Source organism: Brevibacillus dissolubilis, from assembly GCF_006170445.1.
GTDB lineage: Bacteria > Bacillota > Bacilli > Brevibacillales > Brevibacillaceae > Brevibacillus_B > Brevibacillus_B dissolubilis.
The window spans coordinates 229,832-253,692 of record NZ_VCNA01000008.1; the positions used below are offsets into that span (position 1 = coordinate 229,832).

Annotated in this window: 20 protein-coding genes; 4 read left to right on the forward strand and 16 right to left on the reverse strand. The window is 51.4% G+C overall.

Annotation, left to right across the window (positions count from 1 at the left end; all coding sequences use genetic code 11):
* Positions 1 to 86: 86 nt before the first annotated feature.
* Entirely contained in the window at positions 87 to 1,859 is a 1,773-nt protein-coding gene (locus FGI41_RS16495; protein ID WP_139491438.1) for an alpha-glycosidase, read from the forward strand.
* Between the two features lie 82 nt (positions 1,860 to 1,941).
* Here the strand turns inward: FGI41_RS16495 and FGI41_RS16500 are convergent, their stop codons facing one another.
* Positions 1,942 to 3,633 (reverse strand): methyl-accepting chemotaxis protein, encoded by a 1,692-nt coding sequence (locus FGI41_RS16500; RefSeq protein ID WP_139491439.1) that lies wholly within the window; start codon positions 3,631 to 3,633, stop codon positions 1,942 to 1,944.
* Positions 3,634 to 3,791: 158 nt separating this feature from the next.
* Entirely contained in the window at positions 3,792 to 3,959 is a 168-nt protein-coding gene (locus FGI41_RS16505; RefSeq protein ID WP_255298504.1) for a XapX domain-containing protein, read from the reverse strand.
* A gap of 195 nt (positions 3,960 to 4,154) precedes the next feature.
* On the opposite strand from FGI41_RS16505, the gene FGI41_RS16510 reads away from it, so the two are divergent.
* Positions 4,155 to 4,916, forward strand: coding sequence for a DUF3050 domain-containing protein (locus tag FGI41_RS16510; RefSeq protein ID WP_139491440.1), 762 nt, complete (start codon positions 4,155 to 4,157; stop codon positions 4,914 to 4,916).
* A gap of 50 nt (positions 4,917 to 4,966) precedes the next feature.
* Here the strand turns inward: FGI41_RS16510 and FGI41_RS16515 are convergent, their stop codons facing one another.
* From FGI41_RS16515 to FGI41_RS16565, 11 genes are all read right to left on the reverse strand, one after another.
* Complete coding sequence (locus tag FGI41_RS16515; protein WP_139491441.1) at positions 4,967 to 5,917, reverse strand: AEC family transporter; 951 nt, start codon at positions 5,915 to 5,917, stop codon at positions 4,967 to 4,969.
* 3 nt (positions 5,918 to 5,920) lie between these two features.
* Positions 5,921 to 6,325: a hypothetical protein gene (locus FGI41_RS16520; RefSeq protein ID WP_139491442.1), complete on the reverse strand. Its 405-nt coding sequence runs from the start codon at positions 6,323 to 6,325 to the stop codon at positions 5,921 to 5,923.
* Between the two features lie 126 nt (positions 6,326 to 6,451).
* Positions 6,452 to 6,874, reverse strand: a complete 423-nt coding sequence (gene queF, locus FGI41_RS16525; RefSeq protein ID WP_139491443.1) for a preQ(1) synthase — start codon at positions 6,872 to 6,874, stop codon at positions 6,452 to 6,454.
* A gap of 44 nt (positions 6,875 to 6,918) precedes the next feature.
* The gene (queC, locus tag FGI41_RS16530) at positions 6,919 to 7,620 is read right to left on the reverse strand and encodes a 7-cyano-7-deazaguanine synthase QueC (protein ID WP_139491444.1); all 702 of its coding nucleotides are present in this window, start codon (positions 7,618 to 7,620) and stop codon (positions 6,919 to 6,921) included.
* A gap of 17 nt (positions 7,621 to 7,637) precedes the next feature.
* A complete protein-coding gene (locus FGI41_RS16535) occupies positions 7,638 to 8,363 on the reverse strand; it encodes a 7-carboxy-7-deazaguanine synthase QueE (RefSeq protein WP_139491445.1) in 726 nt (241 codons plus the stop codon).
* Between the two features lie 3 nt (positions 8,364 to 8,366).
* Positions 8,367 to 8,843 carry a 6-carboxytetrahydropterin synthase QueD gene (gene queD, locus FGI41_RS16540; protein WP_139491446.1) on the reverse strand — a complete coding sequence of 159 codons (477 nt, stop codon included), beginning with the start codon at positions 8,841 to 8,843 and terminating at the stop codon, positions 8,367 to 8,369.
* Positions 8,830 to 9,492, reverse strand: a complete 663-nt coding sequence (locus tag FGI41_RS16545) for a queuosine precursor transporter (RefSeq protein ID WP_139491447.1) — start codon at positions 9,490 to 9,492, stop codon at positions 8,830 to 8,832. The genes queD and FGI41_RS16545 overlap by 14 nt, the downstream gene beginning before the upstream one ends.
* A 430-nt stretch (positions 9,493 to 9,922) precedes the next feature.
* The gene (locus FGI41_RS16550) at positions 9,923 to 12,289 is read right to left on the reverse strand and encodes a cadherin-like beta sandwich domain-containing protein (protein WP_139491448.1); all 2,367 of its coding nucleotides are present in this window, start codon (positions 12,287 to 12,289) and stop codon (positions 9,923 to 9,925) included.
* Positions 12,290 to 12,805: 516 nt separating this feature from the next.
* Complete coding sequence (locus FGI41_RS16555) at positions 12,806 to 13,642, reverse strand: sugar ABC transporter permease (protein ID WP_139491449.1); 837 nt, start codon at positions 13,640 to 13,642, stop codon at positions 12,806 to 12,808.
* Positions 13,642 to 14,559, reverse strand: coding sequence for a carbohydrate ABC transporter permease (locus FGI41_RS16560; protein WP_255298505.1), 918 nt, complete (start codon positions 14,557 to 14,559; stop codon positions 13,642 to 13,644). The genes FGI41_RS16555 and FGI41_RS16560 overlap by 1 nt, the downstream gene beginning before the upstream one ends.
* 122 nt (positions 14,560 to 14,681) lie before the next feature.
* Positions 14,682 to 15,968: an extracellular solute-binding protein gene (locus FGI41_RS16565; RefSeq protein WP_139491450.1), complete on the reverse strand. Its 1,287-nt coding sequence runs from the start codon at positions 15,966 to 15,968 to the stop codon at positions 14,682 to 14,684.
* A gap of 457 nt (positions 15,969 to 16,425) precedes the next feature.
* Between FGI41_RS16565 and FGI41_RS16570 the strand changes: the two genes are divergently transcribed.
* Both FGI41_RS16570 and FGI41_RS16575 read left to right on the forward strand, forming a co-directional pair.
* Complete coding sequence (locus tag FGI41_RS16570; RefSeq protein WP_139491451.1) at positions 16,426 to 17,451, forward strand: LacI family DNA-binding transcriptional regulator; 1,026 nt, start codon at positions 16,426 to 16,428, stop codon at positions 17,449 to 17,451.
* Between the two features lie 60 nt (positions 17,452 to 17,511).
* On the forward strand, positions 17,512 to 19,470 hold the full coding sequence (locus tag FGI41_RS16575) for a glycoside hydrolase family 15 protein (RefSeq protein WP_139491452.1): 1,959 nt from the start codon (positions 17,512 to 17,514) through the stop codon (positions 19,468 to 19,470).
* Positions 19,471 to 19,897: 427 nt separating this feature from the next.
* Here the strand turns inward: FGI41_RS16575 and FGI41_RS16580 are convergent, their stop codons facing one another.
* The 3 genes from FGI41_RS16580 to FGI41_RS16590 all read right to left on the reverse strand — a co-directional run bounded on the left by FGI41_RS16580 (position 19,898) and on the right by FGI41_RS16590 (position 23,817).
* Positions 19,898 to 22,222 (reverse strand): carbohydrate binding domain-containing protein, encoded by a 2,325-nt coding sequence (locus tag FGI41_RS16580; protein ID WP_218015238.1) that lies wholly within the window; start codon positions 22,220 to 22,222, stop codon positions 19,898 to 19,900.
* 196 nt (positions 22,223 to 22,418) lie between these two features.
* On the reverse strand, positions 22,419 to 22,865 hold the full coding sequence (locus tag FGI41_RS16585) for a hypothetical protein (protein WP_139491453.1): 447 nt from the start codon (positions 22,863 to 22,865) through the stop codon (positions 22,419 to 22,421).
* Between the two features lie 100 nt (positions 22,866 to 22,965).
* Positions 22,966 to 23,817 carry an inositol monophosphatase family protein gene (locus tag FGI41_RS16590; RefSeq protein ID WP_139491454.1) on the reverse strand — a complete coding sequence of 284 codons (852 nt, stop codon included), beginning with the start codon at positions 23,815 to 23,817 and terminating at the stop codon, positions 22,966 to 22,968.
* Between the last annotated feature and the right edge of the window lie 44 nt (positions 23,818 to 23,861).

The following is a 23,861-nucleotide window of genomic DNA, read 5'->3' on the forward strand; positions in this document are numbered from 1 at the left end:
ATCTTCCATTCATCGGAGCGTTGTGCCTTTTTTGCGTGTCCATTTGCGAGTCCAATAGAGACGTGAGACCAAGGAGGATACGACAGATGCAACGGGAAGCCATTTATCACCGCCCCAAAGCCAATTACGCCTATGCCTATGATGATCTTACCCTGCACATCCGGGTGCGAACCAAAAAACACGAAATGCAATCGGTTGAGCTGTTATGGGGTGACAAATACGACTGGGATGCAACCCATCAAATCACCCTGATGGATAAGCTTGCCACCGATCCGCTGTTTGACTACTGGCAGGCAGCGATTCAGCCCAAGACACGCCGTACCCGTTACGGCTTCGGGTTTACGCCGGAAAAAGGAAAACAGCTGTGGATGACCGAGCGGCAGTTCTGTAACGAGATGCCGGGTGACCCGAACCAGTTGTTTGATTTTCCGTATCTGCATGCCAGTGACCGTCTCAATATCCCGGATTGGGCGCGGGATGCGGTGTTTTATCAGATTTTTCCTGAACGTTTTGCCAATGGCGATCCATCGATCAGTCCGGCTGAGGCGGCTGAGTGGGACGGGATTCCGCGCTGGGACAATTTTTACGGCGGTGACTTGGCGGGGATCATCAAGCATCTGGATCACTTGTCCGAGCTTGGGATCAATGCACTGTATCTAACCCCAGTGTTTGAGGCGACGACCAATCATAAGTACGATACAGTTGATTATAAAAAAATCGACCCTCACTTCGGCGACATCGATACGCTGAAGCAATTGGTCAAAGCGTGCCATGACCGTGGCATCCGGGTGGTGCTGGATGCGGTGTTCAACCATTGCGGCTATCATTATCCACCGTTTCAGGATGTGCTGGCACACGGGGAGCAGTCCCGCTACAAGGATTGGTTCTACATTCATGATTTTCCTATTGTAACCGGGCCAAGACCGAACTATGAATGCTTCGGCTTCCATGATCAGATGCCGAAGTTCAATACACAGCACCCCGAGGTAAAAGAAGCCCTGCTGGATGTGGCCCGCTATTGGATTGAAGAAGCGGATATCGACGGCTGGCGGCTGGATGTAGCCAATGAGGTGGATCATGAGTTCTGGCGGGATTTCCGTAAGGTCGTCAAGTCTGCTAAGCCGGATGCCCTGATCATCGGCGAGATCTGGCACGACTCGATGCCATGGCTGGAGGGGGATCAATTCGACACCGTGATGAACTATCCGTTCAATGATGCCGTCCATGCCTTCATCGCCAAGGGCACGATCAAAAGCGCACAAGCCTTCGGCGAGACCCTCTCCCAAGTTCTCGCCATGTATCCGTCCCATGTGACCGAAGCGATGTTTAACCTGCTGGATTCACATGACACCCCCCGCCTGTTGACCGCCTGCCAAAATGACAAGCGCAAAATGAAGCTGGCTACCCTGATCATGCTGACCTATCCGGGGATGCCATGTATCTACTATGGTGATGAAGTCGGCATGACAGGCGGGCAAGATCCGGGCTGCCGCCAGGCGATGGTCTGGGAGCGTGCTGAGCAGGACCGGGAGCTGTTTGGCTTTTATCAGGCCCTGATCCGCCTGCGTCACCAGCTGGCTCCCCTGCGGCGTGGTGAGATGAAGACGGTCTATGCTGCACCGAAGCAGATGGGCTTCCTGTACACGCGCACGTATCAGGGGGAGACCGTATATGTAGCGGTCAACAACGGGAAAAAGCCGGTCACAATCCCACTTACCGAGACACCGGGTAAGACACTGATCAATCAGCTTCAACTGGACCAGTCCGGAGAGTCTGGTGCAAACGTAACGGTGGGTTCAGACGGTACGGCCCACATCGAGCTTGCACCATATGGCTACGCGATTTATACCGTAGAATAACAGCTACACATGAAAAAGGAGAGGAGCTCTTCCTGCCTGGATGCAGAGTGCTTCTCTCCTTTTTTGCCGGGGAAAACGAAGATTAAATGGTAAACTTGCCGACCGCCACTTTCAACTCAACAGCCATTCGGTTCAGGCCCGTGGATGTGCCCGCAATCTCTTCCATAGACGCAAGCTGCTGTTGGGATGCGGAAACAACATGCTGGGCACTTCCCGCTGCTTTTACGGCGATTCCGTTCATCTCCTCGATCACCTGTGTCACTTGCTTGGTACTGTCCGACAGCTGTCCGGAAGCGGAAGAGACATCCTCTATCTGCTTCGCTACTCGTCTGGACGCATCTAAAATACGCTCGAACGTCAGCCCTACGCCCATGATCATCTCCTTGCCAGACCTCGCTTCAGCTGTACCGTTGTTCATCACAGCAACGGCTTTGGCCGTCTCGGATTGAATCTCCTGAATCAGTGACGCAATTTTGCTTGCAGACTGTTGGGATTGTTCGGCCAGCTTGCGGACTTCGTCTGCGACGACAGCAAAGCCTCTGCCCTGCTCCCCTGCCCGTGCCGCTTCGATCGCTGCATTGAGTGCAAGCAGATTGGTTTGTGCCGAGATCCCATTCATCACCTCGATGATCTGCCCGATCTCGTCGGAACGGTCGCCCAACAGCTTCACAACCGCTGCGGATTGGTTGACCGAGTGGCTGAGTGCTTCTATCTGTTGGATGGCTTGCTGGACAGTATGGTTGCCATCTTCCGCCTGTAACGCTGTCTCTTGGGACGCTTGGGATACATCGGATGTGGTGATGGCAATCTGCTCCATTCGTCTGGACATCTGATTCATCTCTGTGTAGCTCTGCCGGGCCCCTTGTGCCTGTTGGTCAGCGCCTTGGGAGACTTCTTGAATTTCAAAGGTAATATGATTGGTGGATGACGTGACCTGCTGAATCCCCGCGGTCAATTGCTCAGAGGCCGCTGCCACTTGATTGGCCGAAGATACGACCTGCTGGATCAACTGATGCATGTTGATCACGAGTTGGTTAATCGATGTGGCCAAATCCCCCACTTCATCACGTGTTCTCACCTTGATGGTCTCCACCCGCAGATTCCCTTGGGCAACCTGCTGGGCGATCTCGGTCACTTTGTCTAATGGCTTCATGCGCCGGCCAAGGAGATAATAACCGGTCAAGACGCACCCGATCAGGATTGCGCTTGCGATGTTGGTCAGCACCAAGGTGAAATAATAAGAGGATGTCGCCTCCTCCACTTCCAGCCGGGTACGTTCACTCACCGTCTTTTGGAATTGGAGGATCGAGGCGGTGATCCGTTGCTTTTCTTGGTCATAGGATTGACCGAACACGATATGGCGGGCTTTTTCCAAGTCATCCTCATCGACTGCCCTCATCGCTTCCTCTTCGGTTTGGATGAGGCTGTCTAAGTCTTGCTTGGCCTTCTCCATCAACGCTATCTCTGCTTGGGGGGCGTTCAGTTCTCGCAGACGCTCAATGACGCGGTCATGGGTCTTGATCTCGGTCACCTCACGCCGATAGTTATCCTTATGTATTTTCTGTCCATAGACCGTGTAGCGGCGCACTTCATTGGTCAAATAATCAGAAGCGCCCGCCAAATCCAATCCCAGCTGCTTGAACTCCGCTTGACGCAGGATCGATTCTTGCTGCTGCGAAAAACTGACACTGGTCTTGTAGAGACAATATCCGGTCGCTGCCGAAAGTACAACGACGAATATCCCCATCGCCTTGAGAAATGCAGAAAGCCTCACGTAATTTCACTTCCTTTCTTAATATAAACAATGTTAATAATTCTATAAAATATATAGTAAATTATACTTTTTAACCCATAATGAAACAACCCTAATCTAAAAAACATCTTACGCTACTATTGAGCGTAAGATGTCTTGGTTTTGCCTCTTCCACCTTTTCAACCTTTCCAGAACGAACTGACCAGCACAAAGCCCAGATACACCCCCACGATGCCCATCACCCCGGCCAAAGCAGGCGGTGCCGGAATCGGCAGCTTCAAAAATGTCACGATCCCCCCGACGATCAGTCCCACCACAAATGATTTGATTACCTCCATGAAGTCCATCCCTGATCCTCCCTTCCATGTCCGGACGGTTTTTTTACAAGTATCCCTCGAAAATGAAAAAAGATGTGGGAAATAAGGCAAACTAACGACATCTTAGCAGGCTTCCCCTGTACTGGGATTGGATATGCCATAATAAGACAAGGAAGTGTTGTAAGACCAAATCCGCATGGGTTCACTAGGAGGCGACCGGAAACGATGAGTACTGTTACGATGACCAATATCACTGCAATCCGTGATCAACTGCTGCAACATCCGGTGTATCAAAAGATGGATAATCCCGAGAACGTGAAGGTGTTCATGGAGCATCATGTGTTTGCGGTGTGGGATTTTATGAGTCTGTTAAAACGTCTGCAAATCGACCTGACCTGCACCACTGTACCGTGGATGCCTGTGAAAAATGCACACTACGCCCGATTTATCAATGAAATCGTGCTGGGTGAGGAGACCGACGAGGATGGCCAGGGCGGGTTTGCCAGCCATTTTGAGCTGTATCTGCAAGCGATGGCCGAGGTAGGCGCAGATACGGGCAGAATCAACCGTTTCCTGCAGGCGATCGAGTCTGGTGCGGCCCCATTGGATGCACTGCGTCAGGCTGAAGTGCCAGAGACGGTGTATCAGTTCGTCTCGCACACGCTCGATCTTGCGCAAAAGGGCGGGACACATGAGGTGTGCGCGTCATTCTTCTTCGGTCGCGAGGATTTGATTCCGGATATGTTCCAGGTGCTGGTCGATGAATTGACCCGCCGCGGACAGTCTGCTGACCGCTTGGTTTATTATCTGAAGCGTCATATCGAGCTGGATGGGGACGAGCATGGCCCGCTTGCGGAGAAGCTGTTGTCGTCGCTGTGCGGGGATGATGCACAACGGTTGAGCGAGGCGGAGCGTACGGCGACGAACTCCCTGAAGGCGCGGATTACGCTGTGGGATGGCGTGCTTGCAGCGATTGAGGGGCGTTAAAAAAGAAGAAAAACTGGGGCTCCAGAGGGAGACCCCAGTTTTTTTATACCTCACCCAATCAACTGTCCGCAGACCATCACCACAACCGGAATCGTCAACAACCCGACCAGCGTCGACACCACCGTGGTCATCGCCCCCATCTCCTCATCGGCCGCATACCGCGCGAACAGAATCGAGGCCATCGCAATCGTCGGCATCGCTACCTGCACCAGTACGACCTGCGTAATCTCTTTTGGCAATGGCAGTGATATGACCGCAAGAATCCCCGCGACTACCAGTGGATAGACCACCAGCTTGAGCGTCAGGGGCATCCCGAGCAGTCTGAGGGACTGGCCTGTGGAGCGCGAATTTTTCAACAATGGCGGAATCAGCATCCCGATGTACAGCATCGCCATGGGAGAGGCGAGAGCAGCCAGCATCGAGGTGAGCTGTACCACGGCTTGTGGCGGATGCCAGTTAATCAGCGCGATCAGCATGCCGACGAGGATCGCAATCATCGGAATATTCAGGATTTCTCGGGCGTTTTTCCACGTCCATGCTTTTTTCTCTTGAAGCATCGTCGCCGCTACCGTCCAGATCACGACGTCCAATCCGGCGTCATAGACGGCCGCAAGCAATGCTCCTTTGTGACCGAACAGCGCGGCACACAGCGGCAGACCGATGAAGCCTGTGTTGCCCAGACCAGAGAGAATCGCCAGCTCATTGGCCCGTTTGCCGGGAATGCGAAGCAGCTTGGCCCCCAGATAACCGAGAAAGATCCCGAAGGCACTCAGCGCAATCGCCACGAGGAAAATCGTCATAATCTGCTGGAGCAGCTCAGCATCGATCTCTGATTGAAAAATCCCGTTCAAAATAATACAGGGCATCGCGACATTGACGATGATCGACACCAACAGCTTACGTGACTCAGCGGTAAGTGGATGGTGCTTGGCGGTGAGCGCACCGATACCGATAATCACCGCCATGATCGTGATTGATGTAAGCAAGGGAGCGAATGCCATAGGCTACTCCCCTCCCTCGATCAGCGTCCAATTGAGTCCCTCTACTTCTTTCAGATCACAGGTCCGTAAAATATCGCCGCAGACCGGGACGACTTTTTCTAATGGGACAGCCCATGCCAGTGGAATCGGTACCTGTTCACCCTCGATCGTGACCGTGGTCATCAGTCCGTCTGGCTTGTCCTGTGTGAGGATGTAATGCTTCGGTGTCCCGTCATATTCCTTCCATTGAACCAGCACATTGCCTTCATTGCCGCCGGATACCACCAGATCTACGTGGTCACCATATGCCGCATGCACCATAGTGTGAGTCGTGCCGTTGAGCTGGGCAATCGCGCGCAGGACTTCGTGCCAGGCGGTGTGGTTTTGATCTTCTTTGGATGCATCTGTATACATACGCCAATCGTTCATCTGTCTCTACCTCTTTTGCAGTTGGTTTGGTGACTGTCTTCCACTCTGTATCTTACCATAGTAACGAATCAAGCCCCCTTCTGGCAATCGCAAAAGGGGGCTTTTTCATCCATATCGGAATTTGGTTTAGGCTTGTTCTTTTTTGTACTCGACGACTACTTCTGTACCGAGGCCGCCGCGTGCGTTCCAGTTCGCTTCAATACGCATAGAGATTGGATCGCAGAGAGCAACGAGGTCGTTGAGGATCCGGTTGGTCGCATGCTCTTGATAGATCCCTACGTTGCGGTAGGAGGTCAGGTAGTATTTGAGGGATTTCATCTCGATCAGGGTTTCGTTTGGTACGAGGTAGATTTTGATGTCTGCGAAGTCAGGCAGGCCAGACCATGGGCAAACAGAGGTGAACTCGTTGGTCGGCATCATGATTTCGGTGCGTTTGCCTACATATTCGTATGGAATGGTTTCGAGGATATCAACCATGATCGCATCTTCGCTCTGGGTGTCAAAACGGATTTTGTTATATTTGCTGTGGTTGTGATCTACTTGTGTCATTGTGGATTCATCCTTTCGGGTATGGGTTGATTTTTCTTGGTTGTCTAGCGGTCCTGCCAGTCGACGTTGACCGCGTAGGCGATCGGGTCAGCAGAGCCTGCTTCTTGGAAGCCTTTGATCCGCAGGCGGCAGCTGTCGCACACGCCGCATGCTTCCTCGTCGCCTTGGTAGCAGGAGGTGGTCAGGTGATACGGTACCCCCAGCTTGAGGCCGAGCTCGATCGTCTCTTTTTTGCTCAGGTGCATCAGCGGCGCTTCGATCTTGAGGCTGTCGCCTTCTGTACCGATGCGGGTCGCCTGATTGATCGTCTCTGTCATCGAATTGATAAAAGAAGGACGGCAATCCGGATAGCCGCTGAAGTCTACTGCGCTGACACCGATGTAGATTTTGCGTGCGCCGATCACTTCTGCATAGGCCGTCGCCAAGGAGAGGAAAATCAGGTTGCGCGCCGGCACATAGGTGGATGGCACGCCGTCCTCTACGCCATCTGTCGGCACGTCGATGGTGTCATCGGTCAGCGCACTGCCGCCGATCTCACGCAGGAAGCCCATGTTGACGATCTTATGTTGCGGCACTTCAAAAAAGGCAGCGATCTGCTTCGCCTGCTCTACTTCACGGTTGTGCAGCTGTCCGTAGTCAAAGGTGATCGGGTACAGCTCAAAGCCCGCGCCCTTCGCGATTCCCATGCAGGTGGTGCTGTCCAGACCGCCGCTTAGGACAACGACTGCTTTTTCTCTGGTGGTCATCTTCTCGCCACTCCTTCCTATACCCCGCGCGTGTCGGGATGCCAGATGATTTTGTGCATTTGCATATTAATCTTGATCTGTTTGCGGCCAGATGCCAGCAGCTTGTCTACCAGACGTGCTGGCGGCATCGTCTCCCAGACCGGACTTAGCATCGGCAGTGCCTTGGTCGGGTAACGGTCGAGCACCTCCAAGGTAGTATCGAAGTCCTGATCACTGCCTACGACGAATTTCAGTTCATCTTGGTTGTCCAGCACAGCCAGGTTGTCCGGGATCATCTTGTCCATCTCGCCACTGTCAGGCAGCTTCCAGTCCATAATGAAGCGGACTTTTTGTGCTACGTTCTCATCTGTCTTACGAAGCTCCGCATAAGGGGCCAGATCGATCGCCCCGTTCGTCTCGATATGCAGATCCTCTACACACGGGATTGTGGCAAGAGCTTGGACCAGTGCCAGCGACTTCTCTCCGTGCATCAGCGGCTCGCCGCCTGTCAGACAGATGTAGTGGTTGCCGAACTTCTCCACCTGCTCCATGATCTCACCGATCGTCGCATAGAACTCCGGCTTATGCGGTGCGTAGCTGTAAACCGTATCACACCAGGTACAGCGGAGATTGCAGTTGAAGACACGGACAAAAGTCGTCGGAAATCCTGCCCGCGTCCCCTCGCCTTCCACCGTCTCAAAAATCTCTACCATCGGCAGCCGGATCGCCTTGATCTCTTGGTCTTGGAGTAGCGTCGTCGTCATCGCTTACGCCTCCTCCATCCATTCGCGCTTCATCGTACCCCAGCTGTTCGGTGTCTCGGCCAGCTTCAGCTCTTCGATGCGGAAGCCCTCTGCTTTGAGACCGTTGTCGATGAGCCATGCGTCGATCTGCTCCCAGATCCAGACGATCACATTTTCGACAGAAGTATTCATCTTCGGCAGGGTTTCATTGAGATAGCGGTGATCCAGCTTATCCTCCAGCACCTCGGTATAGATTTTTTTGATCTGACCGAAGTCGATGCTCATGCCGATTTCGTTGGGATATCCGCTGATGGTAATCTCCAGGCGATAAGTATGACCATGCAGGCTGATGCATTTGCCTGCATAGTTGTGCATATGGTGAGCCGCGTCAAAGGTAAATACCTTGGTGATCGCCACGCGCTTTTTGTGATAGCGCAGCTCTTCTGGCTGGATGTCTTGCATAAACTGTTGGGTCCCCTGCGGAATCTTAAACTCTGCCATATGCGTTCCCCTCCATGGTTGTTGGTTTCTTCTTCATGCCTTGAATCAAGAGGTACGAAATCGGTGTATCAATCGCGGCAATCGCCGTCTTCACCAGATACTGAAAGCCGATCATCGAGATCAGTGCCTCACTAGGCATCGTGCCCGCGAAGGCAATCACGATAAAAATACTCGTATCAAGCAGCTGACTGATCGCCGTTGAGACGTTTTTGCGGAGCCAGAAGGATTTCTCCCCGGTCTTGCGGCGAATCGCGTGGAACAGCTTCACGTCCACCATCTGTGCTACGAAATAAGAGAGCAGGCTCGCGACCACGATCCGAAGCGATGAGGACATGATCCCCTCATATGACTCCTGCAGAGGCCAGAACGGTGCTGGCGGCAGGAAGATCGTCGCCTGAACGAATACAATCATCAGGAGATTGGCAAAAAAGCCTGCGTACACGACCTGCTTCGCATTTTTCTCTCCATATAACTCACTGATCGCATCAGTCAGCAGGTATGTCAGCGGATAACCGATAACCGCTGCCGGGAGAATCATGCCCCACACGCTGATCACCTTGGTCGAGACGATATTGGCTACGACCAGGAGCGTGATGAAGGCGGTCGACAGATATAAAAAGCGTCGATCTATCTGAATGTGCTGGTCCATCTTGTTTCTACCTCACTTCTTTCTCTTGCCTGCATAACCCGCAAACCTAAAAAAACCACTCACCCGCCCCTGTATTCGCTAACAAACAGACAAGGGTGGAGAGTGGTTCTGCGCTTCATCACAATCACATGTAAGCAACACGAACTTGATCCATCAGCATGCATGGAAAAAATCCATACAGCCGGACGAATCCGCTCTTCCCTAGTTTTTATTAACGAGAGGAGGGTATTTCGAACTCTCGGTCTATGCGGTTATGTACCTGTTACACTATATCAGATGGACTTGCTGTTGAGAAGCAGATTTTTTCACTTGGAAAAATATTCTTGGCGCAGGATGGAATCCATCCCTGCTACACATAAACATGCACACAAAAGACAGGTACTGCGCCATGTCCGACACAATCCCTGTCTTTTTCCTTCATCTTATTTTATTAATGTGGAAGGTACTTCGAATACGCAAAATGATAGAGGCTCGTCTCATTGCTGCTTACGCTGACACCGTTAGAGGTAACGCTGAGCGGGATCACGTCGTAATAGTGCATGCTGCTCCAGTTGTTGTACGAATAGACACCTACCGCTGGTGACAAGCCGCTAATAGGGATACTGAATCTCCCGTTGGCATCAGCCGTACCAGTCGCTTGGAAGGTGCGGTTATTCAGACGAACCGTCACACTTACCGTAACACTGGCATTGGCAGCTGGCTTACCCATCGTGTCATATGCTGTACCGATGACGGTGATATTGCGGTAGATGCGCCATTTGCGGCCTTGTCCGTAGTTGATATAACCCTGTACACCACCGTCTGTGTTGATCTGGCTGATGCTGACTGATTTGGCCTGTACGCCTTTGCGGGTGACGGAGATGGTGTAGGTTTTTGTATTTCCATTCTGCGCGGTGACAGTGACGGTGATCAGGGTGGTGCCGACATTCAGATTGATCGGCTGGCTGGCCTGTCCATTGGTCACGGCTGTTCCATTGACCGTGACGGTGGCGGTTTCATCAGCCAATACAGGTGTGACCGATACAGAGGTTACACCGTTATCTACACTCGTGGTGTAGCCCGTAACCGCACTTGCAAAAGCCGGACTCAGTGTACCTTGGCTCGTCGTGAGTCCCTTCAGATCGGCATTGTTGCTGATGATCGTCTTGGCTTCAGCGATATTGGAGAGTCGGGACTGGTTGCCCGCCTCATCTGTCGTTTTGAGTGCAAAATAATAGAGAATGTTGCCAGTAAGACCTTGTACGACCGTAGTCTGCTTGGTTCCTGCCTGAGCCGGGGCTGGTGCTGTGGTGACACGTGCTGCCTCGCTCCAGTTCTCCTCTGTGATCGGCTGGGTACTGTAACGGATGTCGTAAGTGGCAGCAGTACCCGTCATCTCGTCATCACCAGGCGCCGTCCAATTCAGAGTGACGGCAGAACCCGTCGCTCCCCCTGCGGTCAGATCAACGGTAGCCGCTGGTGCTGTCGTGTCTCCAAACAGTATCGTAGTAGAACCACTGACACCGTTGGCGGTCGTTGCGGTGACCACAACGGACTCTGCTGTCTTGTCCGTCACCTGCACGACAGCCTGTCCGTTGACATCGGTACGTACGGTTCCTGTCACCATCGCGTTCCCTGTCGCGTGAAGCGTGACATCCGCATTCGGTACAGGATTGCCATATTGATCCGTAATCGTCATGCGGATGGTGGAGGCTTCTTCTGTAGTCGGATTGAGATTGTCCGCTTCCATAGCGACATGTGCCGGCTGATCTGCATGCAGCTCAACCGTGATCTGACCCTTGGCATCTCCTGATTGAGCCGTCAGGACGACATCCTGAACCTTGGTCGGTGCAACAAATTGGAAGGCAAACGCTCCATCCTCTGTCTGTTGCTCCTGTGGTGTCACCTGCCCTGCTGTTGCTGTGGCGGTGACGATCGTATCATTCTCGACTGGATTGTCATAGAGATCGTAGACCGTGCCGCTGAGTACCTCTGTTCCACCAACGACCAGAGGTGAAGCGGCTTCGAGTCGCAGATGATCCGGAAGACCTGCAATGAACTCGACACTGGCCTCTGCCGTCCGAGTATCGACTTCATCCTGATACTCTGTATCCTCAGAGATGACCTTCAGCGCAACCGTTTCTTTGACATGATCACTGACTTCAATGATCCCTTGGCCCTGATCATCGCTGTCCAGCTCCAGAGTGTCGGCTTGTACATTCACGCTTTCGCTCTCTATGTGCACGCGGGCATTGGCAGGCAATCCGTAGTCATCGGTCACTTTTACATGAAGCTCGGCGGTTTCTGTGACACGCACCTTGGATTGTGGCACATTCACTTCCAGATGGGTTGCTTCGTGTAAGGCCGAACCTGTCTCGAAGGAGTATGTAAACGTCGCATTATTCGAACTATTTTGGTCATTTTGCATGTCTGCCTTGAGGCTGAGACTGACTGTGATGGTACTGTAGCGCGGCAAGGTACCCGGCTCGACTTGGATCACCTGCTTTTGTTTGTCATAGCTGCTTGGTACAGCTTGTCCATTGATGCTAAGCTCATAAGCACCCCTCTCCAATTGATTGCGGAAACGGGCAAAATTCTTGTCTGCCGCATCCAAAGTCAGCTGGATGCTCGCATCTGGACGAACCCCTTCTGCTCCTGCCTGCGGGGTTACAGCGGCAATCGGGAGTCTGGTTTGATCTTCTTTGGCGTATTCAGCCGCAGCATAGACTGGTGCAGAATAGTAGGGGCTTAGGGTCGGGATACAGATGCTTGCAACCAACCCCATGACTAAAGTCGTGTGTTTCAATCTTTTTTTCACATTTTCTCCTCCTTATGATATATGTATAAAGTTATGGAATACTCCTATTTTACCATAAATTTTATATATCAGATGTAAATATTGAATAAATTTACCTACTCGTCAATAAATAAACACTGTGCCCAAGTAGACACAGTGCCTATTTCCTATCACCCATGATTTGGTCATAACGATAACAGATAACGTCGAGCATACCTTCGATTAGTCGTCGAAGAATACGCTAATCAAGAACAGGATGATAATGATCCAGATGATGCTCTCGAATCCGTCCCCAAAGAATCCCTTATGGCCACGGCTCATGGCTCATACCCCCTCTCAATCGCTACTAACAAACTATGTGGGTATGAGCATGCGTGTATGGACACCTGTTCTTATTTGCATAAAAAAGGGCAAAAAAATAAACCATCCGGGGGAACATGCTCTTGTCCATGATACAGGCAAGCTGTTCCCCGGTGGTTTCTCTCCAGGTTCTCTCTCGTTTTCTCTATCTGAGTGCTGTCCGTATTGCGATGACCCTTATCCTTTGGTTCCGCCTGAAGTAAGGCCAGAGATGAGGAAGCGTTGGGCCAGCAAGAATACGATCAGGATAGGCAAGGTTACGATAATCGCACCAGCGGACATGTAGTGCCAGTCAGTACGGAACTGGTTGACGAACTGCTGCAGACCGATTGGCAGGGTATACATGCTCTCGGTAGTCATGAACGTCAGGGCGATCAGGAACTCATTCCAAGCCGTTATGAACGAAAAGAATGCAGTGATCGCAAGACCAGGCAACGCCAACGGCAATACGATACGCCAGAACGTGCCAAACGGTGACAGACCATCTACACGGGCTGCTTCTTCCAGCTCATATGGAATCGTATCGAAGAAGTTTTTCAGCATCATCACGCAGAAAGGTACCGCGACTGTAGAATACGCGAGAATCAGACCGAGATAGCTGTTGAGCAGACCCATGCTGTCAACGATTTTGTACAGCGGAATAACCAAAAGCGACCCTGGAAACATCTGGGTCAGCAGGAAGCTGTAGTTGACCATGTTTTTCCCGATAAATTTGAAACGGGACAACGCATACGCCGCTGTGGCAGACAAAAACACACCTAAAATCGTGGTCAACACCGCAATAATGACACTGTTCGTCAGCCAGGTCAGGAACATCCCGTTATTGGCGGTAAGCACATGTTCATAGTTGCTTGTGGTGAATTCATTGGGGATAAAATTGATATCGGTTGAGCCAGCGAAGATCTCTTGTTCCGTCTTGAAGCTGGTGGACAGAATCCAGACAACCGGACCGACAGCGATGATTGAGGCGATAACCAACAGAACGTGTACCCACCAATTTTTCGCTTTGCCCATTAGTAGTAAACCCCCTCGTTGCTGTTTGCCTTGGTCATTTTGCTATGGAAAATGGAGAAGACGACCAAGAAGGAGAGAATCACAACACCATAGGTGGATGCCACACCGAAGTTCCAGTTCTGGAAGGCTTCACGGTACGCATAGGTGACGAGAATCTCCGTAGAACGGACAGGGCCGCCACGAGTAACGAGATAGATGATGTTAAACATATTGAAGGTCCAGATGACACCAAGCATAGTCGCCGTAGCCGCTACCGGACGTAAAAGCGGCAGGGTGATATTCCAGAATTGCTGGAAGGCAGATGCCCCGTCTACTTTTGCCGCCTCGTACAGGGAGGTCGGGATGGACTGCATACCGCCGAGCAGTGTTACCATCATGAAGGGAACCCCTACCCAGACGTTGACGATGATGACAGAGGTCATCGCCCAGAAGCTGTCACCCAGCCATGGAATGGTTGGCAGGCTGAGCTTAGTCAGTAACAGGTTTAAGAGACCGTATTTTTCGTTGTACATCCAAGTCCAAGAGAACGCGCTGACGAAGGAAGGCACGGCCCAAGGAACCATCAGAAGCATACGGTAAATCCCGCGGCCCTTGATCTCACGGTTCAGCAGAAGTGCAAGCCCCAGCCCAATCACAAAGTGGAAAAATACGTTGACGAACGTCCAGATCATGGTCTGGATCAACACGTCACGGAACACAGACTCAGGTGCGGCAATCGATGCAAACAGATCTGTATAGTTTTTGAACCCGATGAACTCCCAGGTCGGTGGTGCAAATTTACTGCCCATGTTGTATTGTCCCATGTCGGTGAAGCTGTACATGACGCCTTGGATGAGCGGATAGAACACCAGCAGGGCCATCACGATGATAACAGGAGCAAGGAACATGTAAGCGATCCATGTATGGTTGCGATTCACGCTTGACTCGCCTCCTTTTTTCTTGAAAATTTTGTAAATTACTTTTATTCGCTGAAATGGAGAGAAGGGTAGAGAAGCCTGTGGCCTCTCCCCCTACTCTCCTGCTTATGGGTTACGACTGATTACTTTTTGAGAAGTTGTGCCCAAGCTTGTGCTACAGAATCGAGCGCTTGCTGCGCGGATTTTTCGCCTTTGAAGAACGCTTGGAATTCTGGAGTGAATGCAGTGTAGATTTGGCCGCCTTCTGGAATAACTGGACGGTTGGTTGCATTCTCGATGACTGGTTTGTAATCAGAGATGATGCGGTTGCTCTTCACGTCGTCCAGCTCGTAAGCGGACTTACGGGTTGGCAGAAGACCATTTCTCACAGCGAATTTCGCTTGGTTTTCTTTGGCGTTGATGAACTCGATTACTTTATAGGAAGCATCCTTCACTTTGGAACCAGCGTAGATGACATAACCGTGACCACCTACAGGAGAACCGGTTTTGCCTTCTGGACCTGCTGGGATTGGTGCGATCCCGAAGTTGTTCTGATCTTTGAACTGCTCCCCTTTGAGGATGTCAGCAGTTGCCCATGGACCGTTGAGTACCATTGCCGCACGGCCGGTTTGGAATGCTTTCATTTGGTTGCTGTATTCGTTGGTTGCGTCGAATTCATTCGGGAATACCTTGTCTACGTCGCGCAGTTCTTTGAGGAACTCAAGACCTTTGACAGAACCTGGAGTGTTGATCAGGATTTCTTTGTTGTCATCGATCAGGCCGCCGCCGAATGCCCACATGAATGGTTGGAACCAGTACGCATCGGTTACACGGTAGTAGAAGCCCCATTTGTCTTCAGCAGGTTTGGAGAGCGCTTTTGCCACGGTGCGGAACTCTTCCATGGTTTTTGGCGGTTCGTTGAAGCCTGCGTCAGCAAGCAGCTTTTTGTTATAGAGAAGAGCAAGCGCATCGGTTACTTGTGGAACAGACCAAGTCTTGTCGTTCCATTTGGAGTAACGAAGCGGTGCATCGAGGAAATCGTCTTGATCTTTGAAATAGTTATCCAATGGTTCCAAGAGACCGAGTGCTGCGAACTCAGGAGTCCAGGCGATCTCAGAACGGAGGATGTCCGGGCCGTTACCAGCTTGTGCAGCGGTACGGAATTTGTTTTGTGCACCCTCGAATGGAATGGTTTCGAGCTGTACTTTGATGTCTGGATTTGCTTTTTCGAATTCTCCGATGATTTCTTTCATGGTGACGGTTTCTTCTGGGTTCATCGTGCTCCAGAAGGTTACTTTTACAGGACCGCCTGCTGCTTGTTCGCCGCCTTGTTCAGCCGCCGGAGCTGCGCCATTGGAACCGCAACCTGCGAGAATGCTGCCGAACAGAGCCATGGTAGCTACCACGTTGAAAGTCTTTTTCATGTTCATGAGTCAAACCCCTTTCTCTACTTGGTGAGATCAATCTCGTAATGGAAAGCACGCTGGTTCACCCTGATTATTCCGAGCTGCATGATGCAAACGGTTGCACAAATCCTCTAAAAATATTCGGGAGTGACAATCGCGCAAACGTTTTCACGAATAAGAGAAGAACAAACGCCCTTTGATTAACTTTATCCTACACTACATTTTCAAATTAGGAAACCGTTTGCATTGAACGAAAATCGGCTTTTATTCTTGTTTATTCTTCTTTATCTCTCACTATCTGCTTATTAGTCTGATTTTCTTTAAATATCTTGGATTTATATCTTTTCATAAAATACTTGAAAACGTTATCATATGCCGTATGAATTTTCATAAAATCGCTTCAATAGGTTTACAAGCCTGTTATTTTTCACTATGATGAAGAAAAAACGTTTGCACTTGCGCGGTTTGGGAGGTACTTTACATGTCATCTGCTACCATTAAAGACGTGGCAAAGCTTGCCGGGGTCTCTCCTTCTACGGTGTCACGTGTGCTGTCCCAACATCCCAAAATCAGTCCTGCTACCGTCCGCAAGGTAAAAGAAGCGATGGAGACACTCGGTTATCACCCGAACATCATGGCGAAAAGTCTCGTATCCAAAAGCACCCAGACGCTTGGGCTGGTTTTACCCCGTTCCGCTGAAGAGTTGTTTATCAATCCCTTCTTTTCGGAAGTACTGCGTGGGATGCTGGCATATGCCAACACGGCTAAATATGACCTGTTGATGTCTTCGGCTCATTCACAGCAAGAAGAATTGGAAGCGGTTAACCGAATGGTGATGGGGCGTCGCGTCGATGGGATCATCCTGATGGCTCCCCGAAAATCAGACCCGATTGTCGACCGGCTGCGAGAGCATGACTTTCCGTTCGTTCTATTAGGACGTTCGGTTGATTATGATGATGTGCTGTGTGTCAACAACGACAACAGGAAAGCAGCCTATGACGCAACCAATCATCTAATTGAACAAGGTCATACCCGCATCGGTTATGTGAGCGGCCCGCCTGATCTGGTCGTCTCTGAGGACCGTCTGGCTGGATATCGGGAAGCGCTTGCAGAAGCGAATCTCCCCTGCAACCGCGAATGGCTCGTCGGTACAGAGATACTGGAGAAAAGCGGCTTTCATGCGATCTCTCTGGTGATGAATCTGCCGGAGCGGCCGACTGCTTTTGTCATCGCAGACGATGTGGTGGCGTTCGGATTGATCCGGGAGCTGTACCAGGCTGGACTCTCTGTTCCGCAGGATGTCTCTATCGTCAGCTTCAACAATATCGTGATGTCAGAATTGAGCAATCCGCCGATCAGTACGATTGACATCGGCATCTATCACCTCGGTTATCTCACGGTTCAACAGTTGATCCGTAAAATATCAGGTGAAGCCATTACGCAACCACAGATTACGGTTCCACACCGATTGATCGTCCGCGGTTCATCAGTTCGATCTCATAAGTAACTCTCATCCCCTTGTGCTCCAAGGGGATGTTTGCAAACATGAAAGGAGTTTTATAACAATATGAAATGTTCACCTGTAACTAACAAGCCGTATCTCAATGATGCGATCATCGGCAATTCTTCCATGCTGGCTGCACTTGGCACCAGCGGCGAAATCCACCGTCTGTGGTGGCCGCACGTAGATACCCCGCAGCACATCGAGAAAATCCGTGCCGGTATCCTGCTCCATGACGCTCATCAAACCGTCTGGCTCGATGAAGCCTCCGAGTGGACACACGAGCAAAGCTATCTGCCAAAAACCAATGTGCTGGTTAGCAAAGCCACCGGAACCAAGCTCCCGCTGACCGTTCAATCCACTGATTTTGCCGTACCTGACAAGGATCTTCTGGTGCGCCACTATGAATTGACCAACACTTCTGATGCGCCTGTCTCTTTGCAATTCATCTACTATGCCAACCTGACGATCTGTGAGAACCGCCTCTACAATACGGTTACATTTGAACCAAAAATCGACGGTTTGCTGTTCTTCCGTCACCAGTATGCTTTTGCGCTTTCTGGTGCAAACGTTTGCGCTGGTTACACAGCAAAGAACGCTCTAGAAGAGGCTGAAAAGGGTGCATTGAGCGGTGTTGTGATTGACATGGGTACAGATGGTGCGCTCTCCTATCAGGTAGAGATCGAGCCGGGTGCTACTGTCTCTCTGCCGATCTATCTGGCTTGCGGTACGACACTCGCTGAAGCGACTGCCGCTATGGAGGAAGCAAAATCGGAGTCTGTCGGTCACTGGCTCACCCAGACCTCTCAATACTGGACCAATTATGTGAATGAGCTGACAGGCAAAAAACCTGTCACTACAGATGATACACGGATCACCGAAATCTATGAGCGTTCCCTGCTCGTCTTCAAGCTGATGTCTGACAGCCAGACAGGCAGCGTGATTGCCGCGCCTGAGTTCGACGAAGCCTTCACTCGTTGCGGTGGCTATGCGTTCTGCTGGGGTCGTGATGCGGCGTATATCACGACTGCGTTCGACCGTGCAGGCTTGAGTGATCTGACCCGCGACTTCTATCGTTGGGCTCTGATCGCACAAGATGCTGACGGTTCCTGGCAGCAACGCCACTACCATGACGGCCGCCTCGCTCCATCCTGGGGTCTGCAAATCGACGAAGGTGCCTCCATCCTCTGGGGGATGTACCAGCACTATCTCGCAACAGGCGACCGTTCTTTCCTCGAAGAAGTATGGACAGCCGTCGAAAAAGGAACTACCTTCCTGCTCAACTTCCTTGACGCCGAAACGGGTCTGCCACTGCCTAGCATGGACCTGTGGGAAGAGCGTGCAGCCGAGCATACCTACTCCTCTGCCGCGGTATTCGGCGGCATCACAGGCGCTGCCTCCATCGCGCAAGAGCTGGGCAAAACCGAGCTGGCCGACGCGTGGAACCAAGCAGCCGCGAACCTGAAAGACTCCATCCTCACCCATACCGTGCGTGAAGACAATACGTTCTACCGTGGCGTGAAGCTGGCTGTCAACGAAGAGACTTACAACCGCGCAGAAGCAGCAGGCAAAAAAGTCTACAAGGTGACGGATGAAAAAGGCTATGTGCGCCACAATCAGTATTTTGACGAAATCTATGACATCAGCCTAATCGGGGTAACGGTCCCATTCAACCTGATCGATGCCAATGATCCTCGTGCAGCCGCAACCGCTGATGCGATCGAGCGTACCTGCACCTCGCCAAAAGTAGGCGGCATCCGACGTTATGAGGATGACCCATACATCGGCGGTAACCCTTGGATTCTCACTACCCTCTGGCTCGCTCAGTTCCGTATCCTCCAAGGCCAATACGATGAAGCGAAAAAGCATCTGGAGTGGGCTGTGACACATGCGACCTCCCTTTCCCTGCTGCCTGAACAGATTGATAAGGAGACGGGTGAGACGGCATGGGTTGTGCCGCTGACTTGGTCTCATGCGATGTTTGTGCTGACGGTGCATATGTTGCAGGATGCAGGACAGTTGTAATTTACTGGTAAATACTTCTTTTCAAAAGGCTGTCGACGCTTTGGGGTCGGCAGTCTTTTTTTGGGTTGCTCCGGCAGGAGCGTGGGGTAGCGTGGAGGAGCGTGAGGAGCATCTGTTTTCCAGTCGCCTTTCCCTCTCTTCGTTCGGCCGGTCTCCTTACAAACAGATGCTCCTCACGCTCTTCCAGCAGTTGGTTATATAACTGAAAAAAACTACGGTTCCCTTCTTGCTCATGCCTCTTTCGAACCTCAGCAACTCTCCCCAAAATTCAACCTAACTAAACTCACTAAGATGACCAGGTAGCCTTTTCCTCTGTTCATAATAGAAAAAGATTGCCCTCCCTATCTGCGTGAAGCCAGCGGGAAAGCAATCTGTCTGCATGAACTTAATTTCTCTAGCAGTCCATACTTTTTATATGATTGATCAACTACTTCCGGATCAGCTCGAAGCTGTCGAACGCTGCCCAGTTATTTGCGTTGGCGTCGTTCCAGACTCCCACTTCGATCTGGCCGCTGGTGACATTGATATTGTCGATGGTGTATGGCGTCCAGTTGGTTACCGGATTCGTCCCGACCTCTGCTGTCAGCTCGGCACCGCCGTAATCTTTGGCGAACAGGCGAAGCGTTTTTTGTCCGCCGCCGGAGCGCACCCATCCGCTGATTTTGTACGTCCCATTTGGTACCGTCTTGATCTGGCTGGTCAGTTGCTGATAGGCAGACGCAGAATAGTGGGTCAGCTTATACGTCCCGATGTATGGATAGTCGGTATCTACCTTTTGTGCAGATGTCCCGCTGCTCCACTCGGTCCAGCCTGTTGCATTCCCCGTCTCAAAGCTGGGATTGTTCAACAGATTCGGATTGGAGGCAACCAGCTCAAACTGGTCAAAAGCAGCCCAGTTGCCTGTATTGGCATCATCCCAGACGCCCACCTCGATCTGTCCGTTGGTAACCGTGATGTTATCGATGGTGTATTTCGTCCATTCGGAGATTGGATTCGTCCCGATATTCGCCGTCATCTCCGCACCGCCGTAGCCTTTGGCAAACAGGTGCAGCGCTTTTTGTCCACCTCCGGAGCGTACCCATGCACTGAATTGGTAAGTCCCATTCGGCACAGCTTTCACTTGGCTGGTCAGCTGCTGGTAGCTTCCCGGGGCATAATGGGTCAGCTTGTAATTATCGGTGAAGGGATTATCCATATCCGCTTTCTGTGCGGAGGCCCCGCTGCTCCACTCCGTCCAGCCTGTTGTGTTGCCAGATTCAAAGCTGAAATTGGTCAGCTTGTTGGGAGTCGTACCTGTGCCAGCACGCGGCCATTTGTACGTACCGACCGTCTTGGCTGGCAGGGTGGCGACGATCTCCTGCCCTTCTGAGACGATCTTGAATTTCTGTGCATTGGCCGTCTGATTAACCACAACGGTAACGATGGTATTGTCCAGATTTAAGAAGGCCACATTGGTCACCGATGCAGATGAACCATAGTTGCTGGAGATCCGCTCCGCCCCTGCCTTGACGAACTTGGAAAATTGACCGGTCAGGTAGTACTCAGGAGCCGCCCAGTAGTTGTCATAGGAGCTGGCACTCTGTATAAGCATGGTCGTGTTGGGCGTGCCAGTCCATTGTTCAGGGGCAATGTTGCTGTCTAGCATCGTCGCCCACGCATTATAGCTGATCGCCCAATTGCGGAAGTATTGTGCGATACGGTCTGCCCCTGCTGTCCCCCACACAGAGCGCTCGGAGAGGAGCACATTTTTATTGTAGCTGTTGTGAATCTCGGTCATCGTTCCCGGTGAACCTGCATAGTCGTGAAAAGCTATGGCGTCGACGGCAGCATTGGCGGCAGAGTCATTGAGGATCGTCGGCACGTAGTTCCAGGCATCGCTGAAATTGTGACCATACGTCCACAGCTTAGTTCTGACCGTATTGGCATCCAGTTCTTTTTTGATCGCGGTCACCAGCTGGCGCTCTTGGTCAGGTGTCAACAGCATACTTGGATAGTCGGGGGCCGCATACAGCGGTTCGTTCTGAATCGTCATCGCATAGATCGGAATTCCCTGTGCCTGATAAGCTTGAATCGCCTTCCGATAGTAGGTCGCCAGATTCGGGATATACGATGACAGCAAGCGCCCTCCGATCAGACTTTTGTTATCCTTCATCCAAGCAGGGGCACTCCAAGCGCTTGCAAAAATCTTGATGTTCGGATTAATTGCCAATGCCTGCTTGAGCGTCGCGATGATGTTATAATCGATGTCTTTCTGAATGGAGAAATGGGTCAGGTTCGGGTCAGACTGCCCAGTCGGCATATCGTCATAGGTGTAGAATGGTCTCCCGGTAAAATCAGCCGTACCAAAACAGATCCGGATCAGGTTCATTCCCGCGCCATTCACCGGATCGACCAGCTTGCGGAGCACTTCCTCCCGTTTTACCGGAGTCATCCGGGAGATGTTATAGATCGTCGATTCCTCCAGCGATGTGCCCACCCCCAAGATACTCTGGAATTGCACCGCCGGATCAACATAAATCGTAGTCGCCTGTGTCGAAGTCTGACTGGTGACACTGATGTCCGCCTGTCTGCTCAACGTATACGGAATTGGCATCGGGGCGCTGAACCACGCGCAGTCTTGTGGGTTCTTTTCGGAGCTGAAGTAGACCTCTGCGGACGATGCGGCTGACACTCCCGATCCACCTGAGGTCAGCCCGATTGAGACGGCCAACAGCCCTGCTGCGGTCGTGACGGCGGTCTTGCGAATGGTCATAGTAAAACCTCCCTCTACCCTCTAATGTAATCGCTTACACATTGTGGGACGGTAATGAGCCCCACATGAACAGGCGCGAATGGTTTCATTGTAAAGGATGGGCGGGAGATGGATAATGTGTGAAAATTGCGATAAGGTTTGTATTTTTTAGGATTTTGGTGGTGGTTGTGAATTCATAGAGGAAAAATATCAGCAGCTACTGTCGCCGCCTGAGTGCCCACCGATTACGCCATGCCTGTAAGCCGAGTAGGATGTGGTAATAGAGCAGTGCTGCTATTATGCCTACTTGTGCGATCTCAAGGTCCTCATAGCTTGGGAGTTTACCTTTGGCAAGTATGAAGAAGTAAAGGATGATCGTTACCGCTCCGAATGCAGCATAGAAGAACACATACAGCAGGTAATCCGGTAATTTATCTGGCATGGAGAATTTATGTACCAGCATATCGATCAGCCATGACGATGGAATTCCAAAGAAGAGAAAGCCAGGGGTCATATAAAACATAAAGAACCCAAAGAGTGACGAAAAGGTCGGGTCGTACGATCGGGATGGATCAGGTTGTAAGTGATTCAGATATGATCCGATCGCCCAGAACAAACTCACCACAACCGAGGACAGAATCGCGGTAACCAATTTGAATAACATGGCAGAACACCTACTCTCTATAGAAGATTCAGACTCCATTCTCCTCACAGAAAAAGCAGAAGCCCACATCCGCTGGAACTCCTGCCTCCTCCTACTCATTCTATTGTTCTCTGCCTTCCTGCCCCTTCAAATACCCGTTCAAATGCTCTGGCAGGTGGTCGCGGATATACTGCTGCAGCTCCTCATAAAACGCTTGATTACAGGCCATGATGCTGCTCTTCTGATCAAAAGGAAGCGGTCTGCCGCTCATCTGTGTCACCTTACCCCCGGCTTCCTCCACGATAATTCTCGCGGCACCGATATCCCAGGCGTTGAGCTGCATGCTGACATAGCCGTCCAGTCGCCCTGCAGCTACATAGGAGATCTCCAAAGCGGCACTGCCTAAGAGACGCATGCCGCGCACTTTGGCTGCCAGCTCCTTGATGATGACGTCGATGCCCATCTGCTCGGCCCGTTTGTTCCAGAAGACGCTGGTGCACAGGATCGCTTCCTCCAGCTTCACACGGCGGTCCAGCTTGAGCCTGCGTTCATTCAAGAAAGCACCCTCCCCCTTGGAAGCGTGAAACATCTCATCCCGAGATGGATCATAGACGACGCCGACGATCCCCTCGCCTTTGTAGTAAAACGCGATGGAGACAGAAAAATTGATCTGTTGATGGACAAAATTGGTCGTACCGTCAATCGGATCAATAATCCAAAGGCAATCATACAGGCTCGGATCTTTGGTGAACGTGCTCTCCTCACCTAGAATCCCATGGTCTGGAAACTGCTCCAGAATCATATCGATGACCATCTGTTCCACTTCTTTGTCCACAGCGGTTACGAGGTCAGAAGCGGAGGTTTTGTACTCCACCTCAAACGATTCGTTCATTCTCTTCAGACTCAATTCGCCCGCAGCTTTTGCACATTTCATCGCAAGCTCTTTGACAGCTTCTATTTGAAACGGTTGCAAAGATATCGCCACCCAACCCAGACTTTTCCCCTAGTGTACCATAA

What these genes read in the sequence shown, in the direction of transcription:
- FGI41_RS16585 (WP_139491453.1), bottom strand. Translation starts at nt 22,865, where the DNA reads ATGTTATTCAAATTGGTTACCGCGATTCTGTCCTCGGTTGTGGTGAGT.
- FGI41_RS16580 (WP_218015238.1), bottom strand. Translation starts at nt 22,222, where the DNA reads ATGACCATTCGCAAGACCGCCGTCACGACCGCAGCAGGGCTGTTGGCC.
- queF (WP_139491443.1), bottom strand. Translation starts at nt 6,874, where the DNA reads ATGACACAAGTAGATCACAACCACAGCAAATATAACAAAATCCGTTTT.
- FGI41_RS16520 (WP_139491442.1), bottom strand. Translation starts at nt 6,325, where the DNA reads ATGAACGATTGGCGTATGTATACAGATGCATCCAAAGAAGATCAAAAC.
- FGI41_RS16545 (WP_139491447.1), bottom strand. Translation starts at nt 9,492, where the DNA reads ATGGACCAGCACATTCAGATAGATCGACGCTTTTTATATCTGTCGACC.
- FGI41_RS16555 (WP_139491449.1), bottom strand. Translation starts at nt 13,642, where the DNA reads ATGGGCAAAGCGAAAAATTGGTGGGTACACGTTCTGTTGGTTATCGCC.
- FGI41_RS16535 (WP_139491445.1), bottom strand. Translation starts at nt 8,363, where the DNA reads ATGACGACGACGCTACTCCAAGACCAAGAGATCAAGGCGATCCGGCTG.
- FGI41_RS16505 (WP_255298504.1), bottom strand. Translation starts at nt 3,959, where the DNA reads ATGGACTTCATGGAGGTAATCAAATCATTTGTGGTGGGACTGATCGTC.
- queC (WP_139491444.1), bottom strand. Translation starts at nt 7,620, where the DNA reads ATGACCACCAGAGAAAAAGCAGTCGTTGTCCTAAGCGGCGGTCTGGAC.
- FGI41_RS16510 (WP_139491440.1), top strand. Translation starts at nt 4,155, where the DNA reads ATGAGTACTGTTACGATGACCAATATCACTGCAATCCGTGATCAACTG.
- FGI41_RS16495 (WP_139491438.1), top strand. Translation starts at nt 87, where the DNA reads ATGCAACGGGAAGCCATTTATCACCGCCCCAAAGCCAATTACGCCTAT.
- FGI41_RS16565 (WP_139491450.1), bottom strand. Translation starts at nt 15,968, where the DNA reads ATGAACATGAAAAAGACTTTCAACGTGGTAGCTACCATGGCTCTGTTC.
- FGI41_RS16515 (WP_139491441.1), bottom strand. Translation starts at nt 5,917, where the DNA reads ATGGCATTCGCTCCCTTGCTTACATCAATCACGATCATGGCGGTGATT.
- FGI41_RS16575 (WP_139491452.1), top strand. Translation starts at nt 17,512, where the DNA reads ATGAAATGTTCACCTGTAACTAACAAGCCGTATCTCAATGATGCGATC.
- queD (WP_139491446.1), bottom strand. Translation starts at nt 8,843, where the DNA reads ATGGCAGAGTTTAAGATTCCGCAGGGGACCCAACAGTTTATGCAAGAC.
- FGI41_RS16570 (WP_139491451.1), top strand. Translation starts at nt 16,426, where the DNA reads ATGTCATCTGCTACCATTAAAGACGTGGCAAAGCTTGCCGGGGTCTCT.